Raw genomic sequence first — 10,898 nt, 5'->3', positions numbered from 1 at the left:
CCCCCCCCCCCCCCCCCCCCCCCCCCCGCTCGATTCCCGCCCCGCCCCCCCGATTCCGTCCGGACAGGGCCCGATCGCGGCCGGCGGGCCCCGTGGAGCACACGCTACGGATCAGGGGCGAGGGGACCGGGGCGCGGGGGTGAGGAGTCGGGAATCGGGGCCGGCGTCGGGCGTCGGGCGCCGCTGCGCGATGATCGGGGGATGCCGAGGAAGACCGCGCCGGACGCCGGCGCCCCCGCCCTGTCCCCGTACCAGGAGGGGCTGCGGCGACGGCTCCTCGACGCCCCGGTCGTCCCCGCCCCGGCGCCGTGGCGGAACGTCTTCGGCGGGTACGCCGCCGTCGGCGGGCTCACCGGCGTCGGCTTCGGCGTGGACCCCGCCACCGGCCACGATCTGGTGATGGCCGTCTCCTCCGCCGGGTACGGCGTCTTCGACGCGGTGACGGGCGAGCGGATCGCGCGGGACCGCGACCCGGAGGACGACGGGCCGGACGGCACGCCCGACCTCTCCTGTCCCTGGATCGGCCCGCTGGCGGGACAGCGGGTGCGCGTCGCCGGGCTGTACGGCGGCGGCCTGCACAGCACGAGCGGCGACGGCTGGACGGTGGACGTCGAGGCCCCCGACTGGCCCGGCCACCGGATCCTGCTCTCCGGCAACGGCGGGAACTGGCACCGGCCGCCGCACACCGAGGGCTGGTGGCACGTCCTGCACTCCACGTGGTCGACGCTGCGCGCCGCCGGCTTCTCCCCGTCGGGGCGGACCCTCGCCGTCGCCACCTCCAGCGACCTGACCCTCTGGACGCGCCACCCCGCCTGAGGCGCCGTCCCGCATGACGCACGCGCCACCCGGCCCGAGGGGGTCAGGCGTCGAGGACGGCGGCGACGGCCTCGATCTCGACGAGCTGGTCGTGGTACCCGAGCACGGTGACGCCCATCAGGGTGCTGGGCACGTCGTGGGCGCCGAAGGCGTCCCGCACCACCTCCCAGGCGGCCACCAGGTCCTGCTGACGGGTCGTCGCGACGAGCACCCGCGTGCTGATCACGTCCTCGACGCCGGCCCCGGCGTCCTCCAGCGCGGTCCGCAGGTTCGCGACGCAGGCGGCGGCCTGCCCCGCGTAGTCCCCGACGGCGACGGTCCCGCCGTCGGCGTCGAGCGGGCAGGCGCCGGCCAGGAAGATCAGCCGGGCATCGGCCGGCGCGGTCGCCGCGTACGCGTACTCGGCGACGTCGGACAGGGACGCGGAACGGATGAGGCTGACGGCACGGGGCACGGGGGCTCCCTCTCGGCTGCGGCGGCGCGCCCCGGGCCCCCACCGGGCCCACGGACGCGGGAACACCCCACCCTCTCAGCCTTCCTCCGCCGGCTCGACCTCATTTCCCGCGCCCCGGGCGCGCCCCCGTACCGCACCGGTCCGAGCCCCTCCGGCGGCAGCCGCACCGCCTCCGCGGCCGCCTCCCGCGCACGGCCGAAGGCCCGGCCCGGCCGCGCCACGAGGAGCGCCACCCGGAACCCGCCGTCCTCCGTGCACCACGGGCCCGGCCCCACGGCGTCCGGAAGCGGGCGGGTGGCGACGGAGAAACGCAGCGCCCGGTGACCCGTGAACGGATACGGCGCCCGCGGCTCCGGCGTCGCGCAGGCCGCTTCGACCAGCTCCCGGTGCGCGTCCGCCCGGGAGTTTCGACCAGCTCCCGGTGCGCGTCCGCCCGGGAGCGGGGCGGCTCCGCGGCCTCCGCGCGCAGCCGACGCCGCTCCGACTCCACGACGCGTGCGGGGTCGGGAGGCGCGGGCGGGGGTGTTCGCCGCATGGCGTGGATGATGCCGCTGCCCCCCCCGGGGCGGCTATGGCACTCCTTCCCCGCCCCCGGCTCAGCCGGCCGGCGTCGGCCAGTGGTGGTGGAGGGGGTCGATGCGGAAGGGGTGGGAGTGGCGGTGGCCCCGGCCGGCGCCGACGGCCATGTGGGGGTGGTCGGCGGGGAGTTCCGGGTGGGTGTGCTCCAGCTCCGCGGGGTCGGCGCGCGGCCAGAGCCGGGTGGCGGCGAGGCCCGCGGCCAGGGTGACGGCGGCGAGGGCCCCGGCGGAGGCGGCGGGGCCCGCGCGGGAGGCGAGCCATCCGGCGAGGGGGTAGGTGAGCAGCCAGCAGCCGTGCGAGAGGGAGAAGCGCGCGGCGAAGAGGGCGGGCAGGTCGGGGTCGGCGGCGGAGCGGCGCAGCAGCCGTCCGCCGGGGGTGAGGACCGCCGAGGTCGCGGCGCCCAGGCAGAGCCAGAGGGCGAGCAGCGCCGGCCAGGCGGCTGTCCGGTGCGCGTCGGCCCACCCGGAGGCGAGCGCGGCGGTCAGCAGGACGAGGCCGGCGGCGAGGAGACCGGCGGCGGGCAGCATGAGGGCGCGGTCGCCGGTCCTGCCGAGCAGGCGCGGCAGGACGAGGGCCACGGTCATCGAGCCCGCTCCGTACGCGGCGAGGGCGAGGGACACGTCGCCGGGCGGGCGGCCCAGCGCCTCCTGGACGAGGACGACCGTGTCGACGAGCACCATCGCCCCGGCGGCGGCGACCGCGAGGTCGAGCGCGAGCAGGGCGCGCAGCCGCGGCGTGGCGAGGAGCAGCCGCACGCCGGGGACCCGCTCCGTCCCGGGCCCGGACGGGGCGTCCGGCGGGAGGCGCAGGGGCAGGACCAGCAGGGCGGAGAGGAGGAAGCCGGCCGCGGTGCCGGTGAACAGCCACCCGTAGGGGAGGAGGGCGAGGAGGGCGGCGGCGAGGAGGGGACTGGCGAGGCTCTCCAGGTCGTAGGCGAGCCGGGAGAGGGCGAGGGCCCGGGTGTAGTCGCGCTCCTCGGGCAGGACCCGCGGGATCGTGGCCTGGAAGGCGGGGGTGAAGACGGCCGAGGCGGCCTGGAGCAGCAGCACGAGCGCGTACACCTGCCAGACCTGCCCCACGAACGGCAGGCACAGGGCGGCGGCCAGCCGTACGAGGTCGGCGCCGACGAGCAGCGTCCGGCGCGGGACCCGGCGGGCGAGCGCGCCGGCGAGGGGCGCCAGTCCGACGTACGCCGCCATCTTGAGCGCGAGGGCGGTGCCGAGCACGGCCGTCGCGTGGGCTCCGGCGAGGTCGTACGCGAGGAGGGCGAGGGCGACGGTCGCGAGGCCCGTGCCGGTCAGGGCGACGGCCTGGGCGAGGAAGAGGTGCCGGTACGTGCGGTCGCGCAGGACGGACAGCATGGGGACGCCCTCGGTCGGCAGCGGGGGTGCGGTCCCCCTCACCGTAGCGGACATGTGCATGAGTGCGCACATGTCGGCGATGAAGTCGGGCGCCGCCATCGGACGGGGAGGGCCGGGGCGGGCGGGGCGGGAAACCCGGGCGGGGCGGGGAAGCCCGGGCGGGGAGGCCGGAGCGGGGAGCATCCGGGTCCGGGTCCGGGTCCGGGTCCGGGTCCGGGTCCGGCTCCGTGCGCCGGTCCGGTCAGTCGTGCCAGGGCTCCCCGGTCACCATGTGGTCGGCCCGGTTCAGGGCCTCGACCACCAGCCGCCTCAGGTGGCCGTCCGGCAGCGCGTAGACCACTCGCCGCCCGTCCTTGCGGGTCTGCACGAGCCCTCCGAGCCGCAGCTTGGCCAGGTGCTGACTGACCGCCGGACGCGCCGCGCCGCACGCCGCCGTCAGGGCGCCGACGTCGGCCTCGCCCCGGGTCAGCACCCAGAGCAGCTGGAGCCGGGTCGGGTCGCCGAGCAGCCCGAACACCTCGGCGGCCGCCGCGAGCTGCGGCGGCTGGGGTGTTCCCGGATGGACGGGGGACTCGTGGGCAGGGGACTCCGCCCCGGCCGGGGGCTCGACCTGTTCGCGTACGGGATCCGCCATGGGGCCATCGTAGGGAGGAGGCGCGGTGACGGGCGCCTGGAGGGAGGGCCGGGCACGCGCCCCGGACGAGCGGCACCGGCCGCCCGACCGCCCTCCTGCCCCGCCGCCGGGCTTCCTCGGCACCCGACCGTCCGACCGTCCGACTTCCCGACTGTCCGGCTTCCCGACAGTCCGACTGTCCGACGGCCCGGCTTCCCGGCCGCCCCGCTGTCTGCATTCCGGGACGGGTGACCGATCCGTGGACCGTCGTGCACGGGAACGGGGTCTCGGGTGAGGATGCTGCGGACGGCCGGGACATGGCCGGGAGCGAGGAGAGACGACGATGACCATCGAGTGGCGCTACACCATCCACCCAGGCCTCGGTGTGCTCTCCTTGGCCGGGTTTCTCGGCCAAGAGGCCGTGGGACGGTTCCAGGGAGCCGTCGGCTGGGCACTGGCGCGGGGCACCGGGCCCGTGGTCCTCGACCTCACCGGCCTGCGCGGATGGTCCGACGGGGGGCGGCTGGCGGTCTCGGAGGCCGCGTCGCGGCTCGCCGCGGAGGGGCGCGGGCTCGAACTCGCCGCCGTACCGGGAGGCGGTGCGGAAGGCGGTGCGGGCGGCGGCTTCGGTGACGGGCGGGTGGCCATCGCGGTGCACGGCGACCTCGCCGCGGCGCTCGCCGCCCACCGCGACCGGGGCGCCGAGGAACGCGAATGGCGTAGCGACGCCTGGCCCGAGGACGCCTGAGCGGACGCGGGAGGTCCCGGGGCCCCACGCGGCGACGCGAAGGACCTCGGCCCCCGGTCCCGGGCTTGTCCTGCCTCCGGCTCCGGCTCTACCTCTGGCCTGCTCCCGAGTCGTCCTCCGTCAGAACCAGTGCAGGCAGTGCGGCAGGCGTTCCGTACGGAAGAGGGCGTCGGCGCGGCGCGCGGCGTCCGCGTCGTGGGCGTGGATGTGGCCCGCGCGCACCAGGGTGCTCGGAGCCGTACCGCCGAGGTAGAGGGAGCCCAGATCGCTCACGTCCAGGGAGAGGTCGGGCCGGCGGTCCGTCGGGACGCAGTCGGCCTTCCCGTCGCGGACGGTCAGCAGGTGGCGTCCGCGCTCGCCGAGGAACGGGTCGTCGACGTCGAGGACGAGTTCCCCGTCGGCGAACCAGCCGCGCGCGGTCAGCGCGCCGGGGACGTCGAGGAGGCGCACCCAGAGCCAGTCGGTGTCCTGGGTGACCTCGGCGGCGCGGTAGTCGGCGAACCGGTGGCGCAGCGGGTGGTCCGGCGGAACGTGCTCGAGGACGACCCGGGCGACGAGGTCGTGCCCGAGCGCGAACCGGACCAGGTCGGCGAAGACGGCGTCGTCGGTGGTGACGGTCTCGTCGACGGTCAGGGTGTCGCCGTCGAGGGAGTAGGAGGCGTAGCCGTCCGGGGCGCCGTGGGCGTCCCGGTGGAGGGCGACGTACCGCGGGGCGGTGGCGACCGGGGGCTGTCCGGCGCCCAGGGCCCACCAGCGGTGCGGCCGGGAGAGCGCCCCCGGCTGGGCGCGGCGGTAGCGGTCGTAGACCTCTTCGAGGACGGTGCCGCAGTCGGCCCGCCGCAGCACCTCGACCGAGCCCGGGCCCGGCCCCGGGTCCCGCGTGCCGGCCGCGCCGCGCGCCCGGGGCTCGGCGAAGGCGCCCTGGTGGCGGGCGACGGACAGCCGCCGGGTGGAGGTCGCCGGCCCGTACCCGAAACGGCGGTAGATCACGGCCTCGGAGGCCAGCAGGACGGAGAGGACCTCGCCGCGGGCCCACAGACCGGCGAGCTGATGCCTCATCATGCTGCTGAGCACGCCCCGGCGCCGGTGCGAGGGCAGGACGCCCACGGCGGTCACGCCGGAGGCGGGGACGACGGTCCCGCCGGGAAGGGTGAGCTCGAAGGAGTACGCGCCGGCGGTGCCGACGGGCCGCCCGCCGGGATCGACCGCGAGCACGTTGCGCTCCATCTCCAGCGCCGCCCACCACACCCCTCCGCCGTCCGGGCCCGGGGTCTCCGGAAAGCGTCCGAACGCGGTGTGCAGCGTGTCGACGAAGACGGCGAGGTCCTCGTCGGTCGTCGAACGGATCTCCATGCGCTGCCGCTGCCTTCCCGGACCGCGCGCCACGGCCGCGGCGCACCGCTCCAGTGCAGCGGCGCCCCGCGAACGGGTCAACCGATTTACCGCCCGTCCCCGACGGCAGCGTCGTCCTCGTGACCGGTCCGGGCGCCGCGGGGCGTCGTCGGCAGGCACGGCTCCACCCGCACCACGCGGCAGCCGTCCGGGCCTCGCCCCGGGCACGAGAGGCGAGACCCGAAGCCGTCGATCGGTACCACCGCCCCGACACCTCCCGGCGGCTTCCGTCGGCACCATCGCCACCACCGTCACCGCCCACGCCTCCACACCACCCACGCCGCCCTCGCTCACGCGTGCTTCCGCGCCCCACGGGCCCCGGCACCGGCCACCAGCACCGCCAGGCCGGCCGTCGTACCGCCCAGCAGCATGACCGCGGAGGGAGAGGTGCGGTCGAGGACGGCCCCTCCCGCCAGGGCACCGGTGGAGAGGGTGGCCTGGAAGGAGGCGGTGAAGAGGACGGAGGACGCCTCGGGGGCGTCGGCCGAGCCCTTGGCGAACCAGGTCTGCGAGCAGACCGGCACGGCCCCGTAGGCGAGGCCCCAGACGACCAGCAGCGCCACCGCGCCCACGGGCCACCGCCCGAGGAGCGGGAGGAGCAGGGTCGCGCCGGCGATCATCGCGGCGACCACGGCGAAGGTGGCGCGCGGCCGGCGGCCCACGGCCGATCCGCCGAGGAAGTTGCCGGCGATTCCGGCGGCTCCGTAGACGAGCAGGCAGACCGTGACGAGACCCGCGCCCGCCCCGGTCACCCGCTCCAGGAAGGGCGTGACGTAGGTGTACGTACCGAAGTGGGCGAGCACGACGAGGAAGGTCATCGCCAGGGCGAGGCGGGTGTGTGCCCTCCGCAGCGTGGCGCCGAGGACGTCGAGCCGGGTCGCACGGACGGCGGGGAGCGGCGGGACGACCAGGAGCAGCAGGGCGAGGACGGCGAGGGTGAAGCCGCCCATGACGAGGAACGCGGTCCGCCACCCCGCGGCGTCACCGACGTACGTGCCCAGCGGCACCCCGAGCACCGATCCGAGCGGCACCGCCGAGAAGATCACCGCGGTCGCCCGGCCCGCGGAACGCGCGGGCACGAGCTGCCCGGCGAGCCCGGCCGCGATGGACCAGAACCCGCCGATGGTGACGCCCACCAGGACGCGGGACACCAGCACCGTCCCGTAGTCCGTCGCGACGGCCGCCAGGACGTTGGCGAGCGCCAGCAGGAGGACGAACACCCCCAGCATGAGCCGCCGGTCGATCCGTCCCGTCGCCACGGTGACCAGGGGCGCCGAGACCGCGGCGAGGAATCCCGGCATGGTCATCATGAGACCGGCCGTTCCGTCCGAGACGTCGAAACTCGATCCGATCGAGGTCAGCAGGCCGATCGGCAGGATCTCGGTGGTGACGATCGAGAAGATCCCCAGCGTCACCGAGACGACGGCCAGCCAGGAAAGCAGGGGCGAGCGGTCCGGCGGTAACGCGGGGTGCGGGGAAGAAGCGGTGGTCGCTGTGGACATGGGTCCCGTCCTGAAGGGTGCCGTCACCTGCGGGGCGCAAGGTGGGGGGTGCGGAAGACGACCACCAGTCCAGCAGGGACGGCCGCCGGCTTCCGGCAGGATTCCGACGTGGACGTCCGCCCCCGGGACAGACTCGCGCCGCGCGCCCGCGCTCCGCCTCGGAAGCCCTGCACGGGCGGCGTTCCCCGGAGGGAACGGACCGGTTCTCGCACGCGAGGGGCGATCCGTCCCCGTGGGTGGGGACAGGGGGGCGGCATGCCGGGGCGGCGTCAACAGCGGTGTCGGGGGCGGTCGAGGAGGCGGTTCCGGGGGCGTTGTCGGTGGCGAGTGAGAGGATCATCGGATGCCTCTTCCTCAGCCTGACGACCTGACCTCGCTCGTCCTGCGCACCGACTTCGGTGACGACGGGTCCTGGGACGCGGTGCGTGCCGCACTCGACGCGACCGACGAGTCCTCCCACGCCACGTACGTCAGCGAGCTGCGCTTCGCCGGCGTGGAAGTCCGGGCGTTGGTGGACGAGGAGTCGGCCGCGGACGAGAACGCCCGGATCGGCGACGTGTTCCTGGCGGACGCGACCACGATGAGCGAGCCGGATCACCCGCTCCTGGCCGTGGACCTCTCGGAGGAACCCGGGCGGACGTTCAGGGTCCCGGCCCGATGGTTCCCCGACGTCTCGGCCAACCTCACCCTCGCCAACATGGACTTCGCGGAGTTCGCCGACGCCGTCGACGGATCGGGTACGTTTCGCGGCTTCGACGAGGACTGACGCGTCGTCGGCCGATCACGTCCGCCGGTGGGAACCCGCACCTCGCAGGCGAGAGACAGGCGGACGGCGCCGGCAAGGCGGCGGTCGGGTGTTCGTGGGGGGAGAGACGAACCCCGGGCGGGCGCCGGACCGTGCCGGGCACCGCGATCACGCCGGGGACGAACGGGAAGGCGCACCCGGGCGGCGGCGGACAGGGCGACCGCCCCGCACCGGGAAAGGGGTACGGGGCGGGGCGGTCGCGGAACCACGGGCCGGCGGCCGGGGGAAGGGCCGCGGGCGCGGTGGTCGAGTGCAGTCCCATGCGCTCGACACACCGCCTGCCCCCGAACCACACCCCCACACCCGGGCAGCCTCCAGAACCGCCGAAGAGCCGCCGGCGGGCATGGGCAGCCCGGCGGCACTGCCCCCGGAAGGGGACCTCCTGGGTGCGGGTTTCGTGCCGGACCGCTGATGATCGAGGTCGCGGAGACCCGCTCGTAGCCGACCTGCTCGACGACGTCGCCGTACACGGTCGTGGAGGCGACCACAGGAACGTGGGCGGGGTCCGCGTCCACCGGCCCGGCCCATGGGCGGATCAGCGCCAAGGAGGCTCCGATCAGCACATCCGGTAGACGATGCGGCACTCCACGTACCCGTCCTCCCGGGCGGGGAGCGAAATGACGATCACCACGACTCTCCCTGTGCGCGGCCGGTCCCTCCCCTGGACCGCCGGGTGGGCGCGTCAGCGACTGGAGTACGGCAGCAGGGCCATCTCCCGCGCGTTCTTGATGGCGGTGGCGAGGGCTCGCTGCTGCTGGACGGTGACGCGGGTGACGCGGCGGCTGCGGATCTTGCCGCGGTCGGAGACGAACTTCCGCAGCAGGTCGGTGTCCTTGTAGTCGACGTACGCAATCCCGGCGGCGTCGAGCGGGTTGGGGCGGGACTTGACGGGCTTGCGGGGGTCGGAACGTCGGGTCATGGCAGGGTCTCCTTTGCGGAAGGGTTTCCGTCACGGCCGGTCGGGCCAGGCCGTGAACGGGCTGTACGGGTGGGTCTCAGGCGGCGTCGAGGAGGGAGTCGAAGGCGGCGGGCAGGCGCTTCCACGCCTCGCGTCCCGGCGCGTACTCGGCGTCCGTCAGGAGGCAGGAGTCCAGGAGGCGCTCCAGTCCTTCGCGGTCGAGGCCGGGCGAGGTGAAGACGAGGTGCTGGCAGCAGTCTCCGTGCTCGGGGTGCCAGTCGAGCGCGGCCGCCGCCTTGCGGAGGGGAGGGACCATTTCCCAGGCGGCGTCGGGCAGGGAGGCCAGCCAGGGGCCGGCGCTCTCCACGCACAGTGCGCCGCCTGCGGCGTCCCAGGCGAGCAGGGTGTCGGGCCGGTCGGCGAGCCAGAACCGGCCACGGCTGCGGGCGGCGGCGCAGCACAGGTCTTCCAGGGCCGCATACAGCCGCTCGGGGTGGAACGGACGGTGGCGGCGCCAGACGAAGGTGGCCACTCCGGCCTCGTCCGCATCGTGCGGGAGCAGCGCGCACGCGGGGTGCTGGGCGGCCGCGGCCGCCTCGACGTCGAAGCCCGCGAACGCGGCCCGGGCGAGCTCGACGGAGTCCGCCGCCACGCGCCGCGCGGTGGGGTGCAGCTGCACGAGGAGGGCGCGGTCCTCTTCGTCGGCCCCGTCGTTGTCGACGAGGGCGAGGACGGGGGCGTACTCCAACTGGCGGGCCCAGGTGTCGCCGACGGTCCGCTGGTCGGTGGGGGCGGCGGCGAGACCGGCTTCGGCGAGGTCGTCGCTGTTGGCGAGATAGGGCAGGACGAGCGCGGGGTCCACCGCGGTGATCACGTTCGTCACGGCGAGCCGGTCTCCGCCGTGTCCGGCGATCACCTCGGCCATGGCCTTCGGCTCGACCGAGTCCCACAGCTCGACCACCGCGAGGCGGGTCAGGCCGCCGTCGGCCAGCCGCTCCAGCTCCGGGACGAGGTCCTCGCGCAGGGCGCAGCAGGCACAGTCGTTGACCAGCGGTGTCTCATCGCGGGAGACGGTGCCTTCGGCGTCACGGATCAGTCGCAGGACGCTGCCGTCGGGTGCCCCGGTCAGGTCGTGGTGGAGGGCGACGCTGTCGGGGACGGCCGCCAGGAGGCGGTCGACGACCTCGGTCCGGGCGTCGGAGTGCAGGCCGGCGACGATGACGACGGGCAGCTGGTGCTCGTGGCGCATCAGCGCGCTCCGTAGCGGCGCTGGAACTTCTCGACGCGGCCGGCGGTGTCGAGGACGCGGGCGGTGCCGGTGTAGAAGGGGTGGCTGGCGGAGGAGATCTCCACGTCGACGACGGGGTAGGTGTTCCCGTCCTCCCAGTCGATCGTCTTGTCGCTGGTCATGGTGGAGCGGGTGAGGAACGCGGTGCCGGAGGCGGAGTCGCGGAAGACGACGGGCGCGTAGGCGGGGTGGATTCCGGGCTTCATGGCAGGACCTTTCGGGGCGTGGGGGCGGAGGTGGCGTCCGGCGGGTGCGGCCGGGGTCAGCGCTCTTCGCGGAAGTCGACGTGGCGGCCGGCGACGGGGTCGTACTTGCGCAGGGTGAGGCGGTCCGGGTCGTTCCTGCGGTTCTTGCGGGTGACGTAGGTGAAACCGGTGCCCGCGGTGGAGCGGAGCTTGACGACGGGGCGGATCTCGTTGCGTGCCATGCCGCTAGTATATGA

At 75.5% G+C, this 10,898-nt stretch carries 12 protein-coding genes and 1 pseudogene; 3 read left to right on the top strand and 10 right to left on the bottom strand.

From position 1 onward, the window contains the following. The first annotated feature begins 201 nt into the window (after nt 1–201). Nucleotides 202–816, top strand: coding sequence for a hypothetical protein (locus IE287_RS33885; RefSeq protein WP_189853104.1), 615 nt, complete (start codon nt 202–204; stop codon nt 814–816). Nucleotides 817–859: 43 nt separating this feature from the next. Here the strand turns inward: IE287_RS33885 and IE287_RS33880 are convergent, their stop codons facing one another. From IE287_RS33880 to IE287_RS33870, 4 genes and pseudogenes are all read right to left on the bottom strand, one after another. Then, a complete protein-coding gene (locus tag IE287_RS33880; protein WP_189853103.1) occupies nt 860–1,270 on the bottom strand; it encodes a RidA family protein in 411 nt (136 codons plus the stop codon). Further along, nucleotides 1,177–1,659: pseudogene (locus IE287_RS38900) on the bottom strand (DUF6193 family natural product biosynthesis protein); the annotation flags it as partial. The pseudogene IE287_RS38900 and the gene IE287_RS33880, both read right to left, overlap by 94 nt. Nucleotides 1,660–1,866: 207 nt before the next feature. Next, entirely contained in the window at nt 1,867–3,210 is a 1,344-nt protein-coding gene (locus IE287_RS33875) for an MFS transporter (RefSeq protein WP_189853110.1), read from the bottom strand. 241 nt (nt 3,211–3,451) lie between these two features. Beyond that, a complete protein-coding gene (locus tag IE287_RS33870; RefSeq protein WP_189853102.1) occupies nt 3,452–3,844 on the bottom strand; it encodes an ArsR/SmtB family transcription factor in 393 nt (130 codons plus the stop codon). A gap of 322 nt (nt 3,845–4,166) precedes the next feature. Here IE287_RS33870 and IE287_RS33865 point away from each other — a divergent pair, with 322 nt between their 5' ends. Beyond that, nucleotides 4,167–4,571: an STAS domain-containing protein gene (locus IE287_RS33865; RefSeq protein WP_189853101.1), complete on the top strand. Its 405-nt coding sequence runs from the start codon at nt 4,167–4,169 to the stop codon at nt 4,569–4,571. A gap of 120 nt (nt 4,572–4,691) precedes the next feature. Here the strand turns inward: IE287_RS33865 and IE287_RS33860 are convergent, their stop codons facing one another. Further along, nucleotides 4,692–5,924, bottom strand: coding sequence for a GNAT family N-acetyltransferase (locus tag IE287_RS33860; protein ID WP_189853100.1), 1,233 nt, complete (start codon nt 5,922–5,924; stop codon nt 4,692–4,694). Nucleotides 5,925–6,253: 329 nt separating this feature from the next. After that, nucleotides 6,254–7,465, bottom strand: a complete 1,212-nt coding sequence (locus IE287_RS33855; RefSeq protein ID WP_189853099.1) for an MFS transporter — start codon at nt 7,463–7,465, stop codon at nt 6,254–6,256. A gap of 343 nt (nt 7,466–7,808) precedes the next feature. Between IE287_RS33855 and IE287_RS33850 the strand changes: the two genes are divergently transcribed. Then, complete coding sequence (locus IE287_RS33850; RefSeq protein WP_189853098.1) at nt 7,809–8,231, top strand: DUF6924 domain-containing protein; 423 nt, start codon at nt 7,809–7,811, stop codon at nt 8,229–8,231. Between the two features lie 721 nt (nt 8,232–8,952). Here IE287_RS33850 and rpsR read toward each other — a convergent pair. The 4 genes from rpsR to rpmG all read right to left on the bottom strand — a co-directional run bounded on the left by rpsR (nt 8,953) and on the right by rpmG (nt 10,883). After that, nucleotides 8,953–9,189, bottom strand: coding sequence for a 30S ribosomal protein S18 (gene rpsR / locus IE287_RS33845; RefSeq protein WP_189853097.1), 237 nt, complete (start codon nt 9,187–9,189; stop codon nt 8,953–8,955). Between the two features lie 76 nt (nt 9,190–9,265). Continuing rightward, nucleotides 9,266–10,417, bottom strand: a complete 1,152-nt coding sequence (locus IE287_RS33840; protein WP_189853096.1) for a CobW family GTP-binding protein — start codon at nt 10,415–10,417, stop codon at nt 9,266–9,268. Then, nucleotides 10,417–10,662: a type B 50S ribosomal protein L31 gene (locus tag IE287_RS33835; RefSeq protein ID WP_189853095.1), complete on the bottom strand. Its 246-nt coding sequence runs from the start codon at nt 10,660–10,662 to the stop codon at nt 10,417–10,419. Before IE287_RS33835 ends, IE287_RS33840 begins: the two co-directional genes overlap by 1 nt. 56 nt (nt 10,663–10,718) lie before the next feature. After that, on the bottom strand, nt 10,719–10,883 hold the full coding sequence (rpmG, locus tag IE287_RS33830) for a 50S ribosomal protein L33 (RefSeq protein ID WP_189853094.1): 165 nt from the start codon (nt 10,881–10,883) through the stop codon (nt 10,719–10,721). Between the last annotated feature and the right edge of the window lie 15 nt (nt 10,884–10,898).

Origin of the sequence: Streptomyces omiyaensis (assembly GCF_014650895.1) — a bacterium.
Taxonomy (GTDB): Bacteria; Actinomycetota; Actinomycetes; order Streptomycetales; family Streptomycetaceae; genus Streptomyces; species Streptomyces omiyaensis.
This window is presented reverse-complemented; position numbering and strand designations above follow the sequence as displayed.

Bases quoted from the DNA above. Each gene is read 5' to 3' on its own strand.
- IE287_RS33885 (WP_189853104.1), top strand. From the start codon at position 202: ATGCCGAGGAAGACCGCGCCGGACGCCGGCGCCCCCGCCCTGTCCCCG.
- IE287_RS33875 (WP_189853110.1), bottom strand. From the start codon at position 3,210: ATGCTGTCCGTCCTGCGCGACCGCACGTACCGGCACCTCTTCCTCGCC.
- IE287_RS33870 (WP_189853102.1), bottom strand. From the start codon at position 3,844: ATGGCGGATCCCGTACGCGAACAGGTCGAGCCCCCGGCCGGGGCGGAG.
- IE287_RS33865 (WP_189853101.1), top strand. From the start codon at position 4,167: ATGACCATCGAGTGGCGCTACACCATCCACCCAGGCCTCGGTGTGCTC.
- IE287_RS33860 (WP_189853100.1), bottom strand. From the start codon at position 5,924: ATGGAGATCCGTTCGACGACCGACGAGGACCTCGCCGTCTTCGTCGAC.
- IE287_RS33855 (WP_189853099.1), bottom strand. From the start codon at position 7,465: ATGTCCACAGCGACCACCGCTTCTTCCCCGCACCCCGCGTTACCGCCG.
- IE287_RS33850 (WP_189853098.1), top strand. From the start codon at position 7,809: ATGCCTCTTCCTCAGCCTGACGACCTGACCTCGCTCGTCCTGCGCACC.
- rpsR (WP_189853097.1), bottom strand. From the start codon at position 9,189: ATGACCCGACGTTCCGACCCCCGCAAGCCCGTCAAGTCCCGCCCCAAC.
- IE287_RS33840 (WP_189853096.1), bottom strand. From the start codon at position 10,417: ATGCGCCACGAGCACCAGCTGCCCGTCGTCATCGTCGCCGGCCTGCAC.
- IE287_RS33835 (WP_189853095.1), bottom strand. From the start codon at position 10,662: ATGAAGCCCGGAATCCACCCCGCCTACGCGCCCGTCGTCTTCCGCGAC.
- rpmG (WP_189853094.1), bottom strand. From the start codon at position 10,883: ATGGCACGCAACGAGATCCGCCCCGTCGTCAAGCTCCGCTCCACCGCG.